Genomic DNA, 20,943 nt, shown 5'->3' on the forward strand with positions numbered 1-20,943 from the left:
ATGAGATCCCGAATCCGCCGCAGCCGCTTCACCGCTCAGCCGCCTTCCCAGGCGCAGCGCCGCCGTACGCTCGCCATCCCCACCACCACGGGACCCGTACCTGTCATGGGACCTCCACTTCCGCGAAGCCCTGTACCAGCAGAGCCAGGCCCAGTCCCAGCAGGGCGCTGGCCGGCAACGTCAGCAGCCAGGCCGTGACGATCTTGACGGCGGCGTACCAGCGGACCCGGCCGCCGCCCTGTGAGACGCCTGCCCCGATGAGTCCCCCGGCGATGGCCTGGGTCATGCTCACCGGCATGCCGGCGATGGCGCACCCGATCACCGCCGTGCCCGCGCCCAGCTCGGCCGCGACTCCATGCGCGGGCCGGGAGACGATGATCTCGCGGCCGAGCGTCCGTCCCGCCCTGGGCAGGCCGTACAGGGCGCCGAGCCCGAACAGGACGGCCGCCAGCGACGTGTACGCCGGCGGCGCCCCGGAGAAGCCGAACATGATCATGAAGACGGCCAGCATCTTCTGCGCGTCGTTGGCCGCGTACGCGATGCTCTGCAGCAGGAAGCCCGCCCAGTGCCGGCGCCGCAACCCCTGCGTCGTGGTGGTCACCGCCAGCAGCCGGATGGCCACCCACCCCAGCAGCCCGCCGACGATGGGCGCCGCCAGCCCGAAGGCCAGCACCTGCGCCACCGACCCCGCCGAGACCGGCAGCCCCCAGCCCAGCCCCGCCCCTGTCACGCCGCCCACGACGGCGAGCGTCAGGCTGGTCGGACGTCCTTTCGCGCTCAGCACGGTGACCACGGTCAGCGACGAGACGACCGCGAGCATCATCGCGATCCTGTCGTCCGGCCCCCTGAACGTGGCCAGCCTGGTCGCGAACGTCAACGCCACCTGATCGCTGATCAGCGGGACCACCGCGACCAGCACCACCAGGGTGAGGAGGCCGACCGCGGGGCGCACGCTGGGGAGCTTGAGCCCGGTCGCGAGGAGGGCGCCGCCGTCGTTGATCCCGGACACGACGGCGAAGAGGCAGGCGAGCACGATCAGTACGACTGCTTCCAACGGCACGCACTCCATCCCCCGCTCGCATGTCCGCAATGTCGATTAACTACCCGAGATCGGGTGATTAATGGACGAACATCCGCCGGTGCGGTGCCGGAGATCGGCTCCGCCGCCACCAAATCCCTACTCAATCTGCATGAAAGACCACCATAGTCCCGAGGCGCGAAGCCTGTCGCGCCGGTTACTCTCGACGATGGCCGCCGACCGGTAATCTGCCGAGATCAGCCGCAAGGCGCCCGACGATCCCCACGGCCGTGAGAGTGAACGCATGACCATCCCCGCCGAATACATCCTGACCCTGTCCTGCCCCGATCGCCCCGGTGTGGTGGCCGCCGTCTCCGGCCTGCTGGCCGGGCGCGGATGCAACATCATCGAGAGTCAGCAGTTCGGAGACGGGGTCGCGCAGCGATTCTTCATGCGGGTGCAGTTCGCCGGGCCCCTGGGCGAGGACGACCTCAACACCGCCTTCGCCGCGCTCGCGCCCGACTTCGCCATGGAGTTCAGGCTGCGCGCCGTGGCCAGGAAGCCGCGGGTGCTGATCATGGTCAGCAGGTTCGACCACTGCCTGAACGACCTGCTCTACCGGGTCAGGTCGAAGTCCCTCGACATCGAGATCGTCGCGGTCGCCTCCAACCACCCCGACCTGCGCCCGCTCACGCAGTCCTACGGCATCGACTACCACCACCTGCCGGTCAAGCCCGAGACCAAGATCAGGCAGGAGGCGGAGGTGCTGGCGCTGGTGGAGCACTACCAGGTGGACCTGGTGGTGCTGGCCCGCTACATGCAGGTCCTGTCGGAGGGGCTCTGCGAGAAGCTGGCCGGGCGCGCCATCAACATCCACCACTCGTTCCTGCCGTCCTTCAAGGGTGCCAAGCCCTACCACCAGGCCCACAACCGGGGCGTCAAGCTCATCGGCGCGACGGCCCACTACGTGACCTCGGACCTGGACGAAGGGCCGATCATCGAGCAGGAGGTGGCCCGGGTCAACCACAGCCACTCGCCCGAGGATCTGGCGGCGATCGGGCGGGACGTGGAGTGCGTGGCGCTGGCCAGGGCGGTCAAGTGGCACGCCGAGCAGCGCGTCCTGCTCGACGGCCACAAAACGATCATCTTCCCTCGCTAGCGCCGCCGCCGGCGAGCCTGAGGGCTTCGCCGTCACTGATCATCCGGGTCCATGACGACGAGCAGCTTGCCCGTGACGTGTTCGTGCACCAGATCCGTATAGGCCCGCACGGCCTCGTCCAGCCGGTACCGGCGGGTGACGGTCGACGGGAGCGTTCCCCGCACGGCCAGCGCGGCCACCTCGTCGAGGTCTCCTGGCAGGGCCTTGGTGTAGACGGTCTCGATCCTCAGGGAGGGGTCGGGGCTGGGGAAGGCGATGTTCAGCAGGCGCCCGCCCGTCCGCACGGCCGGCGCGACGGCGGGCAGGGCCGGACCGGGGAGGGCCAGGTTGAGCAGGCCGTCGACCCCACCGGGGTGACGGCGCAGGGTTTCCTCGGCCGGGTCCACCGAGCGGTAGTCGATCACCTCCGACGCCCCCAGCGCCCGCACGTAAGCCTCGTCGCCGGGGATGGCCGTGGCGATCACATGGACGCCCCGTGCCGACAACAACGGCACGACGGCACCGCCGACCCCGCCCGCAGCCCCGATGACCAGCACCTTCATCCCCTGCTCGAAGCCGCCCGCGCGAAGCAGCGGCAGGGCCGTGAGAGCCACCGTGGGCAGACTGGCGGCGTGCTCCGCGGTCAGTCCGGCCGGCCGCCGGGCGAGGGCCGGCGTGCCGCCGTCGAAGAGCGCGTACCCGGCCATCGTCCCCGTGGTCACCGACGGCGGAGAGGAGACCATGGCCGCCATGCTGCCGGCCGCCTTCGCCAGGCCGAAGCCGAAGAAGGATGCGCGCCGACGCCGTACGCAACAGGAGGTCGCTGCTCGACGCGGCCGCGGCCGAGTTCGCGGAGCACGGGATGGAGGTGTCGATCGCGCGCATCGCGGCCAGGGCGGGGATCGGCAAGGGCACGGTGTTCCGGCACTTCGCCACCAAGGAGCAGCTCATCACGGCGATCCTCAGCGACCAGCTCGACGGGCTGGCCGCCACGGGAAAGGCGCTGCTGGACGGCGCGGGCAGTGGCGCCGGCAGTGGCGCCGGCAGTGGGGCGGACAGTGGCGCGGCGCTGCTGGAGTTCATGGTCGGCGGGGTCGGGCTGCAGGTCGCCGACCGGTCCTTCTGCCAGGCGGTCACGACAGACCTCCGGCACGAGCCCCAGGTCAGGGCCGCCAGCGATCGGCTGGTGGCGGTCGCCGACGCGCTCACGGCCAGGGCACAGCGGGACGGGTACGTTCGGGACGACATCACGGGGCCGGACATCGTGCTGCTGATCAACGCCGTCACGCAGGCGGCCGTGCCCGTGCTGGACGGGGCGCCCGGGCTCTGGCGACGCTATCTGAGCATGGTGTTCGACGGGCTGCGGCCCGAAGCCGCCCATCCGCTGCCCGTAGCGGCCCCGACCTCCCTGGCCCCGACGGCCCAGCCCGGCGATGCCGGTTCGGTGTGAGTCGGCCCCGACGTCCGGCGGGGCCCCCGGACCCGCCGGCGCTCAGGGCCGGTACGTCCCGAAGAACCAGAGGTTGCCCTCCGGGTCCGCGCAGCCGTACTCCCGTGACCCGTAGGGCTGATCCACCAGCCCCATGGTGATCCGCGCCCCCGCGGCCTCGGCCCGCCCGTGATGAGCGTCGACGTCGTCGACCGCGACGTAGACGCCGGGCCCGCCCGGCGCCCCTTCGCCGATCATGATCATGTCGTCCCCCACGAGCAGTTCGGCGTGGTTGACGACACCTTCGTCGTTCTTGGTGGCCTCGTGCACCCGGAACCCGAACGCGCTGACCAGAAAGTCGAGCGCGGCCTGGCAGTCGTGGTAGCGGGCCAGTGCGTAGACGGTTCGCTTCATGACGACCACGATGCCAGCGGCCCGCCCCTAGAGTCTTGGACGAATCTGACCTGGCGTCGTGTCACCGAGCACCCGGAACTCCCGGTTCATGTGCGCCTGGTCGTAGAAGCCGCAGACGGCCGCCACCTCGGCGATGCCCGTCCCCGACCGCAGCAGCCGCGTCGCCCGCCCGAAGCGGATCACCCGCGAGGCCGTCTTGGGCGCCAGCCCGACCTGGTCCTGGAAGCGGGCGACGAGATGGCGATGGCTCCACCCCAGCGACGCGGCCAGCGACGACACACCCAGGCGGCCTCCGGACTCCAGCAGCCGCGCCCACGCCCACGGCACCTCGGGCCTCAGCTCGGGGCCGTCCAGGATGCGCCGGGTCAGCAGCCGGTCGGCCAGCGCCAGCCGCTCCCGCCACGACGGTGTCGCGGCCAGCCGGCCGACCACCATGCCGGCCCACGGCCCGAGCAGGTCCTCGGCGGGCACGATCAGGTTGGTCAGGTGCCGCATCGGCAGGCCGTGCAACCTCCTGGCCCCGAACGGCGTGAGCACCACCTCCACGCCCTCCATCGGCCCCGCCGTGCGGGTGACGGTGAAGCGGTCGCCCAGCCCGCCCGAGAACGCCGTGACCCGCCGCCCGCCCGCCTCCATCGACCCGCCGAACGCGAGGATGAGCACGGCCCCCGGCATGGCCGGCTCGGACCGGGTCACGGGGGCGTCGTAGTGCTCGCGGTAGGCGCACAGCCGCGTCACATAGGGCCGCAGCGCAGCGCTGGGGGTGGCCTCGACCATGGCCAGCCCCAGCGTGCTCATGTGTTCGAGACTATAGGCCGGTGTGTTGCGCGAGGAAGGTCAGCGTGTCGGCCGACAGGTCGACGCTCCTGCTCACCGAGCGCGCCCCGTGCCCCACCTCGGCCTCGTTGCGCAGCAGCACCGGCCGGCCGGACGCCGAGGAGTGCTGCAGCGCCGCGCACATCTTCCACGCGTGCAGCGGGTGCACGCGCGTGTCGGACTGGAAGACGGTGAAGAGCGTCGCGGGGTAGGCCACCGCCTCCTTGACCTGGTGGTAGGGCGAGTAGCCCGACAACCAGCCGAACGCCTCGGGATCCTCGGCGGAGCCGTACTCGACGTTCCAGGTGGCGCCGAGCCCGAAGAGCTCGTACCTGATCATGTCGAGCAGCGGCGCGGAGCAGACGACGGCGGCGTACAGCTCGGGGCGCTGCGTCAGCGCGGCTCCCACCAGCAGGCCGCCGTTGGAGCCGCCGGAGATGCCGAGCTGGGCGGCCGTGGTCACGCCGGTCTCGATCAGGTGCTCGGCGGCGGCGTGGAAGTCGTCGAACACGTTCTGCTTGCGGCCCAGCATGCCCGCGCGGTGCCACTCCTCGCCCTCCTCGCCGCCGCCGCGCAGGTTGGCGATGGCGTAGACGCCGCCCGCCTCGACCCAGGCCAGGATGGACGCGGAGTAGCCGGGGGTCATGGACAGGCCGAAGCCGCCGTAGCCGTACAGGATGGTGGGGCGCGGGCCGGGCGTCTCGCCGGCGGGGGAGATGATCAGCATGCGGACGTCCGTGCCGTCCTTGGACCGGTAGACCACCTGCGAGGTGCGCACCTGCGGCACATCGACGGAGCCGGGTGAGGCGGCCCAGAGCGAGGTCTCGCCCGTCGCGGCGTCATAGCGCTGGATGGTCGGCGGCGTGGTGTTGTCGGTGTAGCCGAACCACGCCTCGTGGCCGCCCTCGGGCCGCTCGGCCAGGCCCCCGATCGTGCCGAGGCCCGGCGTGGGCACCTCGCCGAGACGCTCGCCGGTGGCCAGGTCGTGCACGGTGATCTCGCTGATCGCGTGGCGGGTCCAGCCCACCAGCAGCACCGGGCGCTCCAGGTCGTCGAGGATCGCGAAGTCGCTCAGCACGGCCTCGGGGTCCTCGGGGATCAGGTCACGCCAGTTCTCGAACGCGGGCTCGGCCGGGTCGGCGACGCACACCCGGGCCCTCGGCGCGTCGCGGTCGGTGTGCACGTAGAGCCGGCCGTCGCGGCCGAACACCAGCCCCGACTGCGCGTCCACCCCCTCCTGCACCACCCGCAACGCGGGCTTGTCGGCGGGGGAGGAGGTCAGGTCGGCTACCCAGAGGTCGTTGCGCGGCGCGGTGCCCTCGTGGGCGGAGATCTGCAACCAGTGACCGTCGCGCGAGACCGAGACGCCGTAGTAGTTGGTCATCTTCCGGCCCTCGCCGAAGATCATCGTGTCGTCCTCGGTGGAGGTGCCGACACGGTGGAGGTAGACGCGGCGGTGGAACTGCGACTCGTTCTCCGGCACCTCGGTGCTCGGCAGCCGGCGTACGTAGTAGAACGCCTCGCCGCCCGGCAACCACGCGATCGGCGAGTAGCGGCACCGGTCGATCGGCCCCTCGACCCGCTGGCCGGTCGCGACGTCCAGAAGGTAGAGGACCGACTCCTCATTGCCGCCCACGGAGATCTGGTACGCCAGCAGGCGCCCCTCCTTGTCGGGCTGAACGGCGTCGAGCGTGGTGAGGCCGGACGGGTCGATCGCGATGGGGTCGATCAGCGCGCGCTCGGTCCCGTCGGGCTCGACCACGTAGTAGACGGCGTGCTCCTGGTCGGGCGTGCGCCGGCTGAAGAAGTAGCGCTCCCCGCGCCAGGTCGGCGGGCCCACCGAGCCGGACCTGAGCAGCTCCGCGATGCGGTTCTTGAAGCGCTGCTGCCCGCGGCCCTGGCTCAACAGCTCGGCCTGCGCGAGCAGCCATCCCTTGGTCTCCGGGCTGTCGGGATCCTCCAGCCACCGATAGGGATCTGGCACGGGTGTCTCGTGCAGGATGTCGACGGTGTCGTCGCGGCGGGCGGCCGGATAAGGCTCTGGCGTCATGCAGGAACCCTACTGCCAACGTGCAGGCGTAAAGCGCTGGTGAAGTGGGCATAAAACGTACCGTGCGTCCCTCTGGTCATTCCGGCCGACGGTTTTTTTGGGGTGGCGGGGACCACGGTGCAAACGCCAGACTTGGTGACAGGACGGTGCCGTGGTGACCATCGCTGGGCCGTCCGGCGGAGGTCCACGTGACGGAAGCACAAGTGCCCCAGGAGGGGCAGACGGGTGGGACATGCTGCGGCATGTCCCCTTTGATACTTGCGCAGCAGGGAGAGGCCCGATGATGCGCCAAGTCCTGCTGCTGAACGCCACCTACGAGCCACTGACCACCCTCTCCCTGCACCGGGCCATCGTGCTCGTCCTGCGGGAGAAGGCCGACGTCGTCCACCGCGACGGCCGGGGCGCGGTGCTGCGCTCCGCGAGCTGCACGCTCGAGGTGCCCTCGGTGATCAGGCTCCGGAGATACGTCCGAATCCCCTACCGGTCGCGCATCCCCCTGACGCGAGCGGCGCTCATGCGCCGCGACGACTACCGCTGTGCTTACTGCGGCCTGAAGGCCGAGACCATCGACCACGTCGTCCCACGGTCCAGGGGCGGCACCCACACGTGGGAAAACTGCGTCGCCTCGTGCACCACCTGCAACCACAGGAAGGCCGACAAATATCTTGAGGAGCTGGGGTGGACGCTCCGCGTCAGCCCCGCTGTGCCACGGGGCGCCCACTGGAGACTCATCGGCGCCTCGCTCGTCGGAGACCCGCAGTGGGCGCCCTACCTCGAAGCGGCGGCCTGAAACCGTTGTGAACCGGCAGGCCACTGCCTGACACCATGAGCAGGCATGTGGACCTTAACCTCCGATGTCGAGGAGTACGCCGCGGTCGCCGAGCCGTTCCTGCTCGGCGACCCGGTGCGTAACACGGTCGCGCTGACCGTGCTCGCCAACCTGCGCGCCGGCCTGCCCGCCGAGGATCCCCGCTTCGGCTGGTGGACGGCCGGCGGCGAGGTGCGCGGCGCGGTCTTCCACACCCCGCCGCATCCGATCGGACTGGCCGGCCTGCCCGTCGAGGCCGTCGCGCCGCTGGTCGACGCCTTCGGCGGCACGCTGCCCATGACCGTGGGCCCCGTGGAGCTGACCGCGGAGGTCGTGCGGCTGCTCGGCCCGCCCGCGCGGATGGTGAGTGAGCGGCTCTACCGCCTGGGCACGCTCGCCGTCCCCGACGTGCCGGGGCGTGGCAGGCTCGCCGTGCCCGCCGACTTCCCGCTGCTGGCGAGCTGGTATCAGGCGTTCGGCGTGGAGGCCGGGATGGGCGAGGGCGACGTGGTCGAGCGGGTCGCGTGGCGGCTGGCGGCCCGCGAGCTGTTCGTGTGGGAGGTGGCGGCGGCGCCCGTCTCGCTCGCCGCGCTCTCCCCCGAGGTCGGCGGGGTCTGCCGGATCGGTCCCGTCTACACGCCGCCGTCGTGCCGCAGACACGGGTACGGCGCCGCCGTCACGGCCTTCGCCAGCCACGTCGGCGTGAGCGAGCGCTGTGACCAGGTCGTGCTCTTCACCGATCTGGCCAACCCCACCAGCAACGCCATCTACCAGGCGATCGGCTACGAGCCCGTGTCCGACTACGCGCACCTCACCTACTGAGAGACGGCCTGAGGGGACGGCGGCCTGGATGATCAGGTCGCCCATGAGTACGCTGCACTCATGCCGCGATACGACTTCCGCTGCCGCGCCTGCGGCTCCACGTTCGAGCTCTCCCGTCCCATGTCCGCCTCCGACGACCCGGCGACCTGCCCGGACGGCCACCACGACACGGTCAAGCTGCTGTCCACCGTCTCCATGACGGGCAGCGCCGCCGCACCCAAGGCGAGCGGGGGCGGCTGCTGCGGCGGCGGTTGCTGCTCCTAGCGGGAGGCGGCGGCCATGACGGTCGTCCTCGAACGCGTGAGCGCGCCCACCGCCAGCCTGGTCAGCCGCTCGACGGTCGCGATCCCCGTCGCCATGTCCGGGCTGCGCTCCGACAACACGGCGATCAGCAGCTCGTGCCCGTGCACGCTGACCCGTCCCACGCTGTTGACCGTCCACAGGCCGCCGTGCACCCGGGCGGGCAGCCAGCCGTTCTTGAGCGCCACCTCGCCCCCGGCCGCGCTGACGCCCCAAACCTGTGACTCGCGTACGGACGACATGAGCTCCAGCGCGTAACGCCGGTTGCGCGCCGAGAGCGACCCCCCGGGTCCGAGGAGCTCTTCCAGCACCTTGACCTGGTCGGACGGCCGGCTGCGGGTGGCTCCCCACGACAGTCCCGGTCCTGGCTCCGTATGCCGCGCGCCGAGCTCGCGCAGCACCTCGCTCAGCCCGGCCGAGCCGCCGATGCGGGTGTAGAGGTCGTGGGCGCTGTCGTTGTCGCTGTGGCGGATCATCCGTTCGGCCAGGCTCCGCTCCGTCGCGCTCAGCCGCTGGCGCGCGTGCTGCCGGCGCAGCAGCAACGCCAGCAGGATGTCCACCTTGGCCACGCTGGCCAGCATGAACGGTGTGTGCTCGCGGAAGGAGTATCTGGCGCCGGTCGTCCGGTCGTGGACGGACAGCGCCGCGCGACCCGGGCGGGCCCGCAGGTAGCGCTCCAGCGACCGGTCCAGAGCCCGCCGCTCGACCAGGGGCATCACGCTCTCGACGACGGCCGCGTCACCCGGCCCGCGGACCACGGTGGCCCGGTGCGGCGCCACCGACGCGGAGCCGACGCAGCCGGCCACGGCCGTGAGGGTGGCGATGAGCGAGATCCCCCGAACACGCATGTGCGGAGCCTGCCATCCACCACCCCAACGGCCGGGGCGCGGCCGGTCAAACGCCGGCCAGTTTCCTTATGCGGCCCTGGAGCGCTTGCGGCGCTGGAACGGCAGGAACCGGTCGGCCAGATGCGGCCGGGACGGCGTCAGGGTGGGCTCGACCGCGATGATCCGGTCGAACCGGAACGCCCTGATCGCCCGGCGCATCCTGCACACGCCGACCAGATACCAGTATTCGCGGTGGACCAGGCACGTCACCGGCTCGACGTCGCGCGCGGTGATGGTGCCGGAGGCGTCTCGGTAGTGCAGGCGGATCATGAGACGGCTGGTGATGGCGTCGGCCATGAGCCTGGCCCTGGAGGCGACCTCCACGGGCAGCGGCTCGGTGAGGGTCGTGAGAGTGGTGGCGATGACGTCGTCGTCGAGCTCCAGGTGCTCGAACGCGTGCTGCAGGCCGCGCCTGGCGGTGACGGCCTGGGGACCCGTGCCCAGATGGGCGAGGGAGAGAGCGAGGGCGGCGATCTCGGCGGTCGTCAGCGGGCGAGTATCGTGCTTCACGACTGTCGTCATACCCAAAGAATACGGACGACCACCGACAATTTTCGAAAACCTGTACGGGGGCTGCCGGAGCCGCCCCCGTACCGGTTCGTCAGATCATCGCGACAACTGCGACAGGTCGCGCGAGGCGCCCGTGGAGGCGGACGTCGTCATCGCCGCGTACGCCTGCAGCGCCACGCTCACCGACCGGTCACGGTCGCGCGGCCGGTAGCCGCCCAGGTCGGCCAGCAGCCGCTCGCGCCGCGCCGCCAGCTCCTCCTCCGGCACCCGCAGCTCCAGCGAGCGGCCGGGGATGTCGATGTCGACCAGATCGCCATCCTCGACCAGCGCGATCGCGCCGCCCTCGGCCGCCTCGGGCGAGGCGTGCCCGATGGACAACCCGGAGGTGCCGCCGGAGAAGCGGCCGTCGGTGACGAGCGCGCAGACCTTGCCCAGGCCCCTGCCCTTGAGGAACGAGGTCGGGTAGAGCATCTCCTGCATGCCGGGCCCGCCCTTGGGGCCCTCGTAGCGGATGACCACCACGTCGCCCGCCTTGACGCGCCCGCCGAGGATGCCCTCCACCGCCTGCTCCTGCGACTCGAACACCACGGCCGGCCCGCTGAACTTCCAGATCGACTCGTCGACCCCGGCCGTCTTCACGACCGCGCCGTCCCGCGCGATGTTGCCGTAGAGCACGGCCAGGCCGCCGTCGGCGGTATAGGCGTGCTCCCGGTCGCGGATGCAGCCGCCCTCGCGGTCGAGGTCGAGGGTGTCCCAGCGGTTGTCCTGCGAGTAGGGCTTGATCGTGCGCACGTTGCCGGGCGCCGCGTGCCACAACTCCGCGGCCTCGGGCAGCGCCGTCGGCGAGCGCACGTCCCAGGCGGCCAGCATGTCGGCCAGCGTGCCGCCGTTGACGGTGGGCACGTCGCGGTGCAGCAGCCCGGCCCGGTCGAGCTCGCCCAGGATGGCCGGGATGCCGCCGGCGCGGTGGACGTCCTCGACGTGGTATTTGTCGGTGGCCGGGGCGACCTTGCACACGCACGGCACCCGCAACGAGATCTCGTTGATCTCCTTGAGCCCGAAGTCGACGCCGGCCTCGCGGGCCGCGGCCAGGATGTGCAGGATCGTGTTGGTCGAGCCGCCCATCGCCACGTCGAGCGCCATCGCGTTCTCGAACGCGTCGCGGGTGGCGATCGAGCGCGGCAGCACCGACTCGTCGTCGTCCTCGTAGTAGCGCCGGGTGATCTCCACGAGCTGCCGGCCGGCGTCCTCGAAGAGCTGCTTGCGCCGCTTGTGCGTGGCCAGGATCGTGCCGTTGCCCGGCAGCCCCAGGCCGATCGCCTCGACCAGGCAGTTCATCGAGTTGGCGGTGAACATGCCCGAGCACGAGCCGCAGGTCGGGCAGGCGTTCTCCTCCAGCTCCAGCAGCTCGGCGTCGGAGACGGAGTCGTCGGCGGAGGCGATCATCGGGTCGATGAGGTCGAGCTTCTTGCCGGGCGTCTTGCCGGCCTCCATCGGGCCGCCCGAGACGAAGATCGTCGGGATGTTCAGCCGGAGGGCGGCGAGCAGCATGCCCGGCGTGATCTTGTCGCAGTTGGACACGCAGATCAGCGCGTCGGCGCAGTGGGCCTCGACCATGTATTCGACGGCGTCGGCGATCAGCTCGCGCGACGGCAGCGAGTAGAGCATGCCGCCGTGGCCCATCGCGATGCCGTCGTCCACCGCGATCGTGTTGAACTCGCGCGGGATCGCCCCCGCCTCCCTGATCGCGGCCGACACCACGTCGCCGACCTCGCGCAGATGCACGTGACCCGGCACGAACTGGGTGAAGCTGTTGGCCACCGCGATGATGGGTTTGCCGAAGTCGCTCCCGGCTACGCCGGTCGCCCGGAGGAGGGCCCGGGCACCGGCCATATTCCTGCCATGGGTGACTGTGCGTGACCTGAGGGCGGGCATGATGCTTCTCCCATCGATAGCGAGTCTTCACATGTTACGGCCACCGCCCGGCGACTGAGACGCTTGTCCACTGGTCGGACATTGGTTACCGGATCGTGCCGCAAACGAGGCCGCCGCCCGGTGAGCCCGTGTTAAAGAGATCAGATGAGCCACGGGGCGATCATGCTGGAAGACCCCGCGAGGGTCGGCAACTTCATTCACACGATAGACCGCCTGTGCCGCCGACCGGCCAGGGGTGAGGGCGTACAGGACTCACCGCACGTGGTCCGGCGGCCCTTCCTCGCGCACTGGCGCGGCGGCGCGGGCGACGGGCAGCACGTCGATCGCCAGGGCATCCCGCTGGTCAGGCTGAACGAGGCCGGTGACTGGCCGGCGATCCTGGCGCCCCAGGCCAGGCCCGCCACGCACGTCAGCTCAACGGCCAGGCCCGCCACTTCGGGGGCCAAGCCCGTCACGCACGTCATCTCGCCGGGTATTCCGCGTGCCTGCCCCGCCATCCTGCCGGGGGAGGGGGCGCCGAAGATCCTGGCCCGCGTCGTGGCCGCGCTGCGCGGCTCCCGGCTGCGCTTTCCCCGCTACAACCTGACCGCCCAGCTCGTCGAGGAGCTGGCCGAGACCCACGGCCGGGAGGAGCAGGCCCGCCGCGTCCTGCGCGGACACGACCGCAACTGGGGCTGGGGCGTCGACACGGCCGGCAAGGGCGCCGAGCACGTGCCCTTCCCCGTCAACCTGCTGCTCAGGCTCTTACCCGGGTTCCTGCACGACCTGCGGCTCAGCGGGCGCGTGCCCGGTCTCGGCGGGCGTTTCCGGTGGTTGCGGCGTGTCCTGTCGCAGGACGACCCCCAGGCTCCTGGCCTCGCCGCGCTGCTGGCCGCCTTCGACCCCGCCGACGAGGCCCGCGTCGCCCGCGTGTTGTTGTCGGCGTTCATGGACGACCTGATCAGGCAGTACGCCCGCACCCCGCTGCACGTACGCGGCGCCGGCCACGTCTTCTACCCCCTGCTGCTGCTCAACGAGCACGGCGGCCCCCTCATGGACCTGATCGAGGAGCGGCGCGCCGACCTCGGCGGGTTCGACCCGCTCGTCGTGATCTCCTACACTCCCGACGCCGTCCTGCCGCAGGACGACGAGGAGCCGCTGTGGACGCTCATCCGCTGGCGCAGGGAGCTCGTCACGGCCGACGACGCCACCGTCTGGCGGCAGGTGCTCCAGACGCCGCTCACCATCGCGGCGCCGCCCGCGCCGGCCGACCTGACCAGGTACGACGTCGCGGACCCCACCTGGGTGCCGCCCGCCCGCGTGGCGCCGTGGTGGTCGTCGTGGACGGCGATCGCGCTGTTCTGGATGGTGCTGGCGGGCGCGGCCGGCGCGTACGCGGGCCAGACCGCCGCCTGGCACCGCAGCGCCTGCGCCGGCGGGCTGTGGACGCCGTGGACGGAGAGCGGCAGGCAACTGGCCGGCACGGAGTGCGTGGGCGTGGCGGGGCCCGACTATCTGTTCACGCCGGGCAATTCCGAGATCATGCAGGTCCAGGCCGTCCTCCAGCGGGAGAACGAGCGGGCGGCCCGGCTCCATGAGAGCAGCGACCGGCCGTACGTGACGATCGTCTACCTGGCGGCGCTGACCTCGGCGGACCGGGACACGCTGGCCGCGGCCAGGGAGGGCCTGGCCGGGGTGGCGATCGCCCAGAAACGCCAGAACGGCGCCGCCGGCCCCAGCGAGCCGCTCGTCCGCATCCTGCTCGCCAACGCCGGCGGCCGGATGCAGCACGGCTCGCGCATCGCCAGGCTGCTGCTGCGCTACCGCGACGAGGAGGCGCCCATCGTGGGCGTGGTCGGCCTGGACCAGAGCCGCCAGGAGACCGTCGCGGCCATCCAGGAGCTGGGCAAGGCCGGGCTGCCCATGGTCGCCTCCACGCTCTCGGCGGACCGCCTGGTCGGCGAGTCGCCGTTCTACTTCCAGGTCGCGCCGCAGAACTCCAGGCAGGCGTGGATGGCCGCGGCCTTCGCCGACTCGCTGGTCAAGAAGGGCGAGGTGCGGCGGCGGGCCCGGGTGTACTACTCGCACGACGTGACCGACTACTACGCCTCCAACCTGGCCGTCCGGGCCGTCGCCCGGCTCAAGGAGCGCGGCTTCGCGGTCGAGGGGCGCCGGTTCACGCCGGTCGGATCCGCCAAGCCGGGCCCCGAGGACCGCGGCGACGACGCCTACGACGGAGAGCCGAGGGACGCGGGGGTGTCCGCGTGCGGGTTCGACGGGCTGGTCTACTTCGCCGGGCGCGGCATCCCCGACTTCGCCGAGTTCGTGAAGGGGGTGGCCGACAAGTGCTCGGGCGCGCCGCCGACGATCCTGGGCGGCGACGACGTCACCAGGTACGCCGCCGACGTGCGCCTGCGGGCGGCCGTCACCGGCGTCGGGTACTACTACGGGTCCTTCGCCGCCGCGCCCAGCAAATGCGGGGAGCCGCAGCGGCACGACTTCTACGCCGACCTGTTCGCCACGTTCCGCTTCGAGTGCGAGGAGCCGGGGCCCGGGCGGACGCTGGACGGGCACGCCGCCCTGTCGTACGACGCCACGGAGACGATGATCACGGCGATCCGGCGGCTGGGCAAGGAGCGGCACCGCGTGCCGGTGAACTCGTTCACCGTCTGGCGTCAGCTCGGCACCCTGCACACGCCCGATCAGAGCGGCCACGCCATCGAGGGCGCCACGGGAGCGCTCGACTTCGGCGCCGGCTCGCCCCGGCAGTATCCGCTGGACAAGGCCGTGCTGATCCTGCACGCCAAGGGCGCGGAGCGGCCCACCCAGGTCGGCGTGTGCGGCGACATCACCAGGGCCGACAAGGCCGAGTTCTTCCCGTGGTGCGGCTCGATCCCCGAGATCTACCGTTAGGCGTCAGGCGTTGGCAGGCGTTGTTCATGCGGGCAGGCGGACGGCGGCGAGCTGGGTGGCCTGTGCCACCAGGCGGTCCTTGGAGTCCCACACGCGGGCCACCTCGTCCATCCGGTCGCCGCCGACGTCCGTGGCCGTCAGCAGCACCCTGACCGGCCCGGGAGCGGGCAGCCTGCGCAGGTACGCCGAGAGCTGGATCGTCGGCACCCACCCGGACAACCCCAGATCGAACGAGACCGGCGGCACCGGGTCGAGCGCCACCAGCAGGCTCAGCGGATCCCAGTCCGAGCCGTCCGCCAGCCGCTGCCACGACGCGACGACGCCCCGCTTGGAGGGTGCGCCGAAGGCGAAGGCCAGGTGATCGGGGTCGATGCGCTCCTCGACCACGGCCATCAGCGGCACGGGGAAACCGGCGCCGGGCGGATCGACGGGCGTCAGGAAGCAGTCCTCCTCCGGGGGCAGCGCGACCGGCTCGTGCGCCGACCACCACGGCCCGGAGTCGTCCAGCAGGCCCAGCGTGACGTGCGCCTCGACCCGCGTCCTGCCCTCCTGCAGCAGCGCCGCCCTGACCTGGGCCACGCTCCTGCCGATCCGCAGCGTCTCCACCCGGGCCACGGCCGCGCCGGGCTCCGGCGGCTCCACGAAGGTGCCGCTGACGGCCGTCACATGCGGATGTCCCTCGCCGGCCGCGCTCGCGCAGGCGGCCCTGCCCAGGACGGCCAGCAGGTAGCCGCCGTGCAGCCGGGAGCCCACGCTCCACTGGGCGTCGAGGACGGTGCCGAACGCGCCGTCCCCCAGGGCGGTCAATGCGGTCGCTTCCTGAAAAGTCCCCATTTTTGGTCATATTCCTTCCGCCGAAGCTCAGATTGACATCGTTAACCTGACGGCGTCAACCTGACTTCCATGACCACACGCGTACGCGCCAGGCGCGGAGAAGGACCGCTGCTCCGGGAGGAGATCCTGCGGGCGGCCGAGGACCTTCTGGCGGAGTCCGGCACCGAGGAGACGCTCACGGTGCGCGCGGTGGCCCTGCGCGCAGGTGTGTCCACGCCCTCGGTCTACCTGCACTTCGCCGACAAGGACGCCCTCGTCGAGGCGGTCTGCCTGCGCGTGTGGGACGAGCTCGGCCGGCTCTTCAGCGCGAACTCGGGCGGTGACCCGTTCCTCGCCCTCGGCAGGTGCGGCCGGGCCTACGCCCGCTTCGCCCTCGACCACCCGGTGCAGTACAGAGTGCTGATGTTGCGCCCGTCAGCGGGACCGGGCGTGCCCCCGGCCGCCGCCGCGTGCTTCCGCCACATGGTCGGCGTGGTCTCGGCCTGCGTGGCGACCCGGGTCCTCGAAGGCGACCCGGAGGAGCTGGCGCTCGGTCTCTGGTCGGCCGTGCACGGCTGCGTCTCCCTGATGATCGCGCAGCCGTCGTTCCCGTGGCCGGGTGACAGGGAGGCGCTGATCGACCAGATCGTACGGATGGCCGGTTTCGGCACCGCGATGTACTCGCGCCTGCCGCGGACGCTCCCACCGAGCGCGGCCCTGGCGGCGGAGCTGGACGACTTCGGCGCCCGCCTCGCAGCTCGCGCTGAACGCACGGATCACGCCTAGCTCACGGATCACGCCGAGCTCACGGACGGGTGTCACGAGAGACTGCCACACGTGAAAGGGCCCCGCGGGAAGGAACCCGCGGGGCGGTGGCTCAGCCGCCTTCGCCGTATCTGGCCGGCAGCACCTCAGCGGCGATGTCATAGATGCGGTCGATCTCGCCGTCGGTCAGCGCCCGCTCCCGCTTGGTGATCCACCGGCGGGCTCGGTCGCCCTGGTAGACGTCCACGCCGCGGATCGTCATGATCTTCCACGGCACCGGCGGGCCGTAGATGGCGAGGGAGGGCACGACGGCGACCTCGCGGCCGAACGCCTCCGTGATCAGCTCGCTCGCCTGCGACGCCTCCCACTTGGCCTCGGTGATGCGGGGTTTCATGTCGAAGGGGCCGTGGAACAACTTCTTGCCCATCTGCACGCGGACGGGCAGCCGCTTGTCCCACTTCTCGGAGTCGACCGCGTACACGCCTGTCGGGCCCACCACGAGGTGGTCGATCTGGGCCTCGCTGCCCGGGATCGCCCTGGCGTGCAGGGTGCGGTAGCCGCTGCGCTCCAGCTTGCGGAGCTGCGCCTCTGTGCGGCGCTCCGCCACGGACGTCCGCCGCCAGGCCGGCACGGAGGAGTTGTGGCGCGCGCGGTAGACCGCCTCGAAGATGGCCGCGAGCACACCCGCGGTCACCCCCACCCGCCAGTCGCGCACAAGGAAGCCCACCACCAGACCGACGGCCAGCGCCAGGAGCGCACGGTTGCGCAGACGGCGGAAACGCGGTTCTTGCAGCAGGCTACGCACGGACGCGCGCTCGACCGGCGCGTACGTTGTGGTGGGCGCCGATGGTTGTGCGGCGGCGGTCTGCTCGCTCTCTGGCCGGTCGCTCACCCAGATGGGCGACGCGTTGTGACCGTCTTCTCGCTGGTTGTCGGAGTCCACGTGACTCACGGTAGCTCGCGATTCTGATCGATTCCTAGTGTTGCCCTGTCCATAGTTTTATGGCCCAGCTCATCGTGTTCCACTCATGTTTTCGGGGTATGTCTTACGTTCCTCTCTAGAGATCCCTAGGGTGCGGAACGTGGCACCACTACACGAGCTGTCCGCGCTCGAGCAGGCCCAGGCCATCCGCGCCCGCGAGATCTCGCCGGTCGAGCTCACGCAGCACTATCTCCACCGGATCGAGCGCCTCGATCCGCAGGTCGGCGCCTATGTGACCGTGACCGGTGAGAGGGCGCTCGACCAGGCTCGCCGTCTGGAGCGCGAGCTGCCGGACGGACCGCTGGCCGGAGTGCCGATCCCCGTCAAAGATCTTAACCTGGTGAAGGACGTGCCGATCATGTTCGGCTCGGCGGCATACCGGGGGTTCGTCGCGCCGGTGGACGACACCGTCGTGACGCGGCTGCGCGAGGGTGGCACGGTCATGCTCGGCAAGACCGCCACGCCCGAGTTCGGGTTACCCTGCTACACCGAGACTGCCGTCTCGTCGCCCGCCCGATCACCGTGGGATCCGCGCATGTCGGCGGGCGGGTCGAGCGGGGGAGCCGCCGCCGCCGTGGCCGCCGGGCTCGCGCCCGCGGCCCAGGGCAGCGACGGCGCCGGGTCGATCCGCATCCCGGCCTCGGTCTGCGGCCTGTACGGCATCAAGCCCACCAGGGGCCGCATCAGCTTCGCGCCGATCATCCCCGACCTGGCCGGCCTGTCCACGAACGGCCCCATCGCCAGGACGGTCGCCGACGCCGCGGCCCTGCTCGACGTGATGGCCCACCGCTCACCCGGCGATCTCTACCTGGCGCCCCCGCACGAGGGCACGTTCCTCGCCTGCGCCACCCGCGATCCCGGACGCCTGCGCATCGCCCGCTACGCCGATCCCGGCGTTCCGGGGGCCGAGGTCCATCCCGAGGTGTTGTCGGCGTACGAGGAGGCCGCGAAGACGCTCGCCGCGCTGGGCCACGAGGTGGTCGAGATCGCCCGCCCCTTCCCCGCCGACCTCGTGCCCCCCTTCGTCACCATGTGGTACGCGTTCGCCTGCATGCACCCGGTCGCCGACGAGCACCAGGAGCTGCTCAGGCCGCTCACCCGATGGCTGCGCGAACGCGGCCTGGCCACCTCCGCGCCCGCGTTCCTGCGGGCTCAGGCCACGCTCCAGCTCGCCACCCGGGCCGCGCTGGAGATCACGAACGCCTACGACGCCGTCCTCACCCCCACCGTCACCCAGCCGCCGAGGGAGGTGGGCTGGTTCGAGGACGTGGACGACGCGGGGGAGACGTTCGAGCGCATGAAGCGCTTCGCCGCCTTCCCCGCGGTCTACAACGTCAGCGGCCAGCCCGCCGTGAACCTGCCCCTGCACTGGACCGCCGGCGGCCTGCCCATCGGTGTCATGCTGGCGGGACGGATCGGCGGCGAAGGCACCCTGATCTCGCTGTCGGCGCAGGTCGAGGCGGCCAGGGGCGGCTTCTGGGGAGCTCGGCGGCCACCTGTCTGGTAGGCCAGTACTCCGGCGCACCCAGCACGACATGTCGCAACTTATCCGGCAGATACCCTCGGACGGGTCTGGCCGGACCCGCCAACGAGGATTACGTTCTTGTTGTGAACAGCGCGATAGAGATCCTGCTCTTCCTCATCGGGGTGTCCTTGGGCCTGTTCGTGCTGATCAGCCTCATGGTCATGCTGCCGGGGCGCGGTGCGCAGCGCCGGATCGAGTCCGGCCCGGTGTGGCTGGGCGGGCCGTTCAGAAGCGAGCGCGGCGTGAGCACGTCGGGCCTCGTGCTGGCCGATCGGGTGGCGCACTGGGCGGACATACCCGAGCACGACTGGGTGGTCACGGCCGAGACCGCCGAGCCGGGCAGCCGCGTGGGCGGCGCCTCCGCGGGATGGTGACGCGGCCGCCTTCGGGCGCTCGCGCCGGATGGTGACGCGGCCGCTTCTGGGCGCCCGCGCCGGATGGTGAGGTGACGATGCGAGGACTGACCGCCGCACAGGCCGATGACGTCAGGCGGACGCTGCTCACCGCCGAACGTCGCAGCGGGTTGCGGTTCGGCGTGTTCCTCGGGGAGCCGGTGGGCGGGCGGCGGCACTTCGCCGAGCGCCTGCACGCCGCCCTGGGCGAGGAGGCGGACGACGCCGTGGTGATCTTCGTGGACCTCACGGGCCGGGCCTTGGAGATCGTGACCGGGGAGAAGGCCAGGCGGCGGCTGAGCGACGGCGCGTGCCGGTTGACCGCGATGTCGATGGCCACCGCGTTCAGCGTCGGCGACCTGGTCGGCGGCCTGCTGTACGGCATCGGCGCCCTCGGCGAGCAGGCCACGGCCCGCCGCTGACCACCGGGCCGGGCGCGGCGACCCGCGCCGGTGGTCAGGCGGGGAGGCGTTCGAGGAGGCTCACGACGTGCTCGCTGACGCCGCCGAGCAGGGTGGCGGGCGCGATGGGCGCATCGGCGATGGCCGAGAACAGTGTGGGCAGCCCCGGCAGCGGGAACCCGTCCTCCTTCAGCGCCGAGGCGCCGACCACGTTCTTGTCGAGGGCCGCCCGGCTGCGCTCCCACGCGTCGAGCACCTCCTCCGGCGACGGCACCCCGAACCCGTGGCCCACCGGCGCCGCGTGGCGCAGGCGTACGAGCGGGGTCTCGGAGAAGGCCAGCGCCGTGCGGGCGCGCACCTGGAGGTCGGCGCGTGGCTCCGGCTCGATCCAGTCCATCGCCGAGCACGGGTTGCGGCAGGTGGCGACGCAGACGCCGATCGCGCCCGCGAGCTGGCTGTGCTGGCGGTCGAAGTAGGCGCGCCAGCCCTCCGCCGGCTCCACTGACACGCGCAGTGTCCGGTTGGTAGCGCTCTGCTCGGACTTGGTGTGGTCGCAGTCGCGGTCGCCGATCACGCCGAACCGGCTGCCGCTGGCGCTCAGCCCGGCCGGCCAGCGTGCCGGATCGCCCGCGTGGCCGAGCTGCGGCTCGATGGCCAGGAGCGGCAGGTATTCGCTGGCGATGTGGACCGCGGCGATCATCGGGCTCAGCTCGCGCCGGTGCCACCGCACGGCGATCACTTCCAGGAGCAGGTCGTAGGCGGGGCGCAACGACTCCAGCGCTCCGCGCGGCTGCTCGCGCGGCGTCTGCGGCATGTGACAGGCCCGCGCGCGCCGCCGCAGGTCGGCGGGCACGGCCTTCGCCTCGGCCGCGAAGTCCTCGGCGTCGAGCGAGAGCAGCCGCTGGCCGAACTCGCACACCGCGGCGATCTCCGCCGCCGGCGCGAGCGCGCCGAGGTCGGCGAAGGCGTAGCGGCGGGCGAGGGCGATGAACAGGTCACGAGTCGAGTCCACGCGATTGACTTTCTCACGGTCGGGGAGCGGTTAC

Annotated in this window: 21 protein-coding genes; 10 read left to right on the top strand and 11 right to left on the bottom strand. The window is 71.6% G+C overall.

What is annotated here, in order from left to right:
- Nucleotides 1–103: 103 nt before the first annotated feature.
- The gene (locus tag ACWD0F_RS11115; protein WP_449874169.1) at nucleotides 104–1,054 is read right to left on the bottom strand and encodes an anion permease; all 951 of its coding nucleotides are present in this window, start codon (nucleotides 1,052–1,054) and stop codon (nucleotides 104–106) included.
- Between the two features lie 268 nt (nucleotides 1,055–1,322).
- Here ACWD0F_RS11115 and purU point away from each other — a divergent pair, with 268 nt between their 5' ends.
- Nucleotides 1,323–2,177: a formyltetrahydrofolate deformylase gene (gene purU / locus ACWD0F_RS11120; RefSeq protein WP_449874171.1), complete on the top strand. Its 855-nt coding sequence runs from the start codon at nucleotides 1,323–1,325 to the stop codon at nucleotides 2,175–2,177.
- Nucleotides 2,178–2,209: 32 nt separating this feature from the next.
- On the opposite strand, the gene ACWD0F_RS11125 is transcribed toward purU, so the two are convergent.
- Nucleotides 2,210–2,899, bottom strand: a complete 690-nt coding sequence (locus tag ACWD0F_RS11125) for a zinc-binding dehydrogenase (RefSeq protein WP_449874172.1) — start codon at nucleotides 2,897–2,899, stop codon at nucleotides 2,210–2,212.
- 47 nt (nucleotides 2,900–2,946) lie between these two features.
- On the opposite strand from ACWD0F_RS11125, the gene ACWD0F_RS11130 reads away from it, so the two are divergent.
- A complete protein-coding gene (locus ACWD0F_RS11130; RefSeq protein ID WP_449874174.1) occupies nucleotides 2,947–3,606 on the top strand; it encodes a TetR/AcrR family transcriptional regulator in 660 nt (219 codons plus the stop codon).
- Nucleotides 3,607–3,648: 42 nt separating this feature from the next.
- Here the strand turns inward: ACWD0F_RS11130 and ACWD0F_RS11135 are convergent, their stop codons facing one another.
- Genes ACWD0F_RS11135 through ACWD0F_RS11145 form a run of 3 tightly spaced genes read right to left on the bottom strand, consistent with a single transcriptional unit; the run spans nucleotide 3,649 to nucleotide 6,865 of the window.
- Entirely contained in the window at nucleotides 3,649–3,999 is a 351-nt protein-coding gene (locus ACWD0F_RS11135; protein WP_449874176.1) for a VOC family protein, read from the bottom strand.
- A gap of 27 nt (nucleotides 4,000–4,026) precedes the next feature.
- Nucleotides 4,027–4,797 carry a helix-turn-helix domain-containing protein gene (locus ACWD0F_RS11140; protein WP_449874177.1) on the bottom strand — a complete coding sequence of 257 codons (771 nt, stop codon included), beginning with the start codon at nucleotides 4,795–4,797 and terminating at the stop codon, nucleotides 4,027–4,029.
- A 10-nt stretch (nucleotides 4,798–4,807) separates the two neighbouring features.
- Nucleotides 4,808–6,865: a prolyl oligopeptidase family serine peptidase gene (locus ACWD0F_RS11145; protein WP_449874179.1), complete on the bottom strand. Its 2,058-nt coding sequence runs from the start codon at nucleotides 6,863–6,865 to the stop codon at nucleotides 4,808–4,810.
- A gap of 283 nt (nucleotides 6,866–7,148) precedes the next feature.
- Between ACWD0F_RS11145 and ACWD0F_RS11150 the strand changes: the two genes are divergently transcribed.
- From ACWD0F_RS11150 to ACWD0F_RS11160, 3 genes are read left to right on the top strand one after another with little or no spacing between them, the layout of a single operon-like run.
- Entirely contained in the window at nucleotides 7,149–7,655 is a 507-nt protein-coding gene (locus ACWD0F_RS11150; RefSeq protein WP_449874291.1) for an HNH endonuclease, read from the top strand.
- A 45-nt stretch (nucleotides 7,656–7,700) separates the two neighbouring features.
- On the top strand, nucleotides 7,701–8,495 hold the full coding sequence (locus tag ACWD0F_RS11155; RefSeq protein ID WP_449874180.1) for a GNAT family N-acetyltransferase: 795 nt from the start codon (nucleotides 7,701–7,703) through the stop codon (nucleotides 8,493–8,495).
- Between the two features lie 60 nt (nucleotides 8,496–8,555).
- Nucleotides 8,556–8,759 (top strand): FmdB family zinc ribbon protein, encoded by a 204-nt coding sequence (locus tag ACWD0F_RS11160; RefSeq protein ID WP_449874182.1) that lies wholly within the window; start codon nucleotides 8,556–8,558, stop codon nucleotides 8,757–8,759.
- Here the strand turns inward: ACWD0F_RS11160 and ACWD0F_RS11165 are convergent.
- From ACWD0F_RS11165 to ilvD, 3 genes are all read right to left on the bottom strand, one after another.
- Nucleotides 8,756–9,643, bottom strand: a complete 888-nt coding sequence (locus ACWD0F_RS11165; protein ID WP_449874184.1) for a serine hydrolase — start codon at nucleotides 9,641–9,643, stop codon at nucleotides 8,756–8,758. The genes ACWD0F_RS11160 and ACWD0F_RS11165 overlap by 4 nt on opposite strands.
- A 66-nt stretch (nucleotides 9,644–9,709) precedes the next feature.
- A complete protein-coding gene (locus ACWD0F_RS11170) occupies nucleotides 9,710–10,204 on the bottom strand; it encodes a helix-turn-helix transcriptional regulator (RefSeq protein WP_449874186.1) in 495 nt (164 codons plus the stop codon).
- Nucleotides 10,205–10,288: 84 nt separating this feature from the next.
- The gene (gene ilvD, locus ACWD0F_RS11175; RefSeq protein WP_449874188.1) at nucleotides 10,289–12,127 is read right to left on the bottom strand and encodes a dihydroxy-acid dehydratase; all 1,839 of its coding nucleotides are present in this window, start codon (nucleotides 12,125–12,127) and stop codon (nucleotides 10,289–10,291) included.
- A 144-nt stretch (nucleotides 12,128–12,271) separates the two neighbouring features.
- Here ilvD and ACWD0F_RS11180 point away from each other — a divergent pair, with 144 nt between their 5' ends.
- On the top strand, nucleotides 12,272–15,019 hold the full coding sequence (locus ACWD0F_RS11180) for a hypothetical protein (RefSeq protein ID WP_449874190.1): 2,748 nt from the start codon (nucleotides 12,272–12,274) through the stop codon (nucleotides 15,017–15,019).
- Between the two features lie 24 nt (nucleotides 15,020–15,043).
- Here ACWD0F_RS11180 and ACWD0F_RS11185 read toward each other — a convergent pair whose 3' ends face one another.
- On the bottom strand, nucleotides 15,044–15,853 hold the full coding sequence (locus ACWD0F_RS11185) for a thioesterase family protein (RefSeq protein ID WP_449874192.1): 810 nt from the start codon (nucleotides 15,851–15,853) through the stop codon (nucleotides 15,044–15,046).
- A gap of 69 nt (nucleotides 15,854–15,922) precedes the next feature.
- On the opposite strand from ACWD0F_RS11185, the gene ACWD0F_RS11190 reads away from it, so the two are divergent.
- Nucleotides 15,923–16,618 carry a TetR/AcrR family transcriptional regulator gene (locus ACWD0F_RS11190; RefSeq protein ID WP_449874194.1) on the top strand — a complete coding sequence of 232 codons (696 nt, stop codon included), beginning with the start codon at nucleotides 15,923–15,925 and terminating at the stop codon, nucleotides 16,616–16,618.
- 91 nt (nucleotides 16,619–16,709) lie between these two features.
- Here the strand turns inward: ACWD0F_RS11190 and ACWD0F_RS11195 are convergent, their stop codons facing one another.
- Entirely contained in the window at nucleotides 16,710–17,540 is an 831-nt protein-coding gene (locus ACWD0F_RS11195) for a nuclease-related domain-containing protein (protein ID WP_449874196.1), read from the bottom strand.
- 139 nt (nucleotides 17,541–17,679) lie between these two features.
- Between ACWD0F_RS11195 and ACWD0F_RS11200 the strand changes: the two genes are divergently transcribed.
- From ACWD0F_RS11200 to ACWD0F_RS11210, 3 genes are all read left to right on the top strand, one after another.
- Nucleotides 17,680–19,086 (top strand): amidase, encoded by a 1,407-nt coding sequence (locus tag ACWD0F_RS11200; protein WP_449874198.1) that lies wholly within the window; start codon nucleotides 17,680–17,682, stop codon nucleotides 19,084–19,086.
- A 101-nt stretch (nucleotides 19,087–19,187) separates the two neighbouring features.
- Nucleotides 19,188–19,478: a hypothetical protein gene (locus ACWD0F_RS11205; RefSeq protein ID WP_449874199.1), complete on the top strand. Its 291-nt coding sequence runs from the start codon at nucleotides 19,188–19,190 to the stop codon at nucleotides 19,476–19,478.
- Between the two features lie 77 nt (nucleotides 19,479–19,555).
- The gene (locus ACWD0F_RS11210; protein WP_449874201.1) at nucleotides 19,556–19,918 is read left to right on the top strand and encodes a DUF5130 family protein; all 363 of its coding nucleotides are present in this window, start codon (nucleotides 19,556–19,558) and stop codon (nucleotides 19,916–19,918) included.
- A gap of 34 nt (nucleotides 19,919–19,952) precedes the next feature.
- Here ACWD0F_RS11210 and ACWD0F_RS11215 read toward each other — a convergent pair whose 3' ends face one another.
- Nucleotides 19,953–20,909 (bottom strand): hypothetical protein, encoded by a 957-nt coding sequence (locus ACWD0F_RS11215; protein WP_449874203.1) that lies wholly within the window; start codon nucleotides 20,907–20,909, stop codon nucleotides 19,953–19,955.
- Nucleotides 20,910–20,943: the final 34 nt, after the last annotated feature.

Source organism: Nonomuraea sp. NPDC002799 (genome assembly GCF_053592075.1).

Coding starts and splice junctions, on each gene's coding strand:
- purU (WP_449874171.1), top strand. CDS start 1,323: ATGACCATCCCCGCCGAATACATCCTGACCCTGTCCTGCCCCGATCGC.
- ACWD0F_RS11125 (WP_449874172.1), bottom strand. CDS start 2,899: ATGGTCTCCTCTCCGCCGTCGGTGACCACGGGGACGATGGCCGGGTAC.
- ACWD0F_RS11130 (WP_449874174.1), top strand. CDS start 2,947: ATGCGCGCCGACGCCGTACGCAACAGGAGGTCGCTGCTCGACGCGGCC.
- ACWD0F_RS11135 (WP_449874176.1), bottom strand. CDS start 3,999: ATGAAGCGAACCGTCTACGCACTGGCCCGCTACCACGACTGCCAGGCC.
- ACWD0F_RS11140 (WP_449874177.1), bottom strand. CDS start 4,797: ATGAGCACGCTGGGGCTGGCCATGGTCGAGGCCACCCCCAGCGCTGCG.
- ACWD0F_RS11145 (WP_449874179.1), bottom strand. CDS start 6,865: ATGACGCCAGAGCCTTATCCGGCCGCCCGCCGCGACGACACCGTCGAC.
- ACWD0F_RS11150 (WP_449874291.1), top strand. CDS start 7,149: ATGCGCCAAGTCCTGCTGCTGAACGCCACCTACGAGCCACTGACCACC.
- ACWD0F_RS11155 (WP_449874180.1), top strand. CDS start 7,701: ATGTGGACCTTAACCTCCGATGTCGAGGAGTACGCCGCGGTCGCCGAG.
- ACWD0F_RS11160 (WP_449874182.1), top strand. CDS start 8,556: ATGCCGCGATACGACTTCCGCTGCCGCGCCTGCGGCTCCACGTTCGAG.
- ACWD0F_RS11165 (WP_449874184.1), bottom strand. CDS start 9,643: ATGCGTGTTCGGGGGATCTCGCTCATCGCCACCCTCACGGCCGTGGCC.
- ACWD0F_RS11170 (WP_449874186.1), bottom strand. CDS start 10,204: ATGACGACAGTCGTGAAGCACGATACTCGCCCGCTGACGACCGCCGAG.
- ilvD (WP_449874188.1), bottom strand. CDS start 12,127: ATGCCCGCCCTCAGGTCACGCACAGTCACCCATGGCAGGAATATGGCC.
- ACWD0F_RS11180 (WP_449874190.1), top strand. CDS start 12,272: ATGAGCCACGGGGCGATCATGCTGGAAGACCCCGCGAGGGTCGGCAAC.
- ACWD0F_RS11185 (WP_449874192.1), bottom strand. CDS start 15,853: ATGGGGACTTTTCAGGAAGCGACCGCATTGACCGCCCTGGGGGACGGC.
- ACWD0F_RS11190 (WP_449874194.1), top strand. CDS start 15,923: ATGACCACACGCGTACGCGCCAGGCGCGGAGAAGGACCGCTGCTCCGG.
- ACWD0F_RS11210 (WP_449874201.1), top strand. CDS start 19,556: ATGCGAGGACTGACCGCCGCACAGGCCGATGACGTCAGGCGGACGCTG.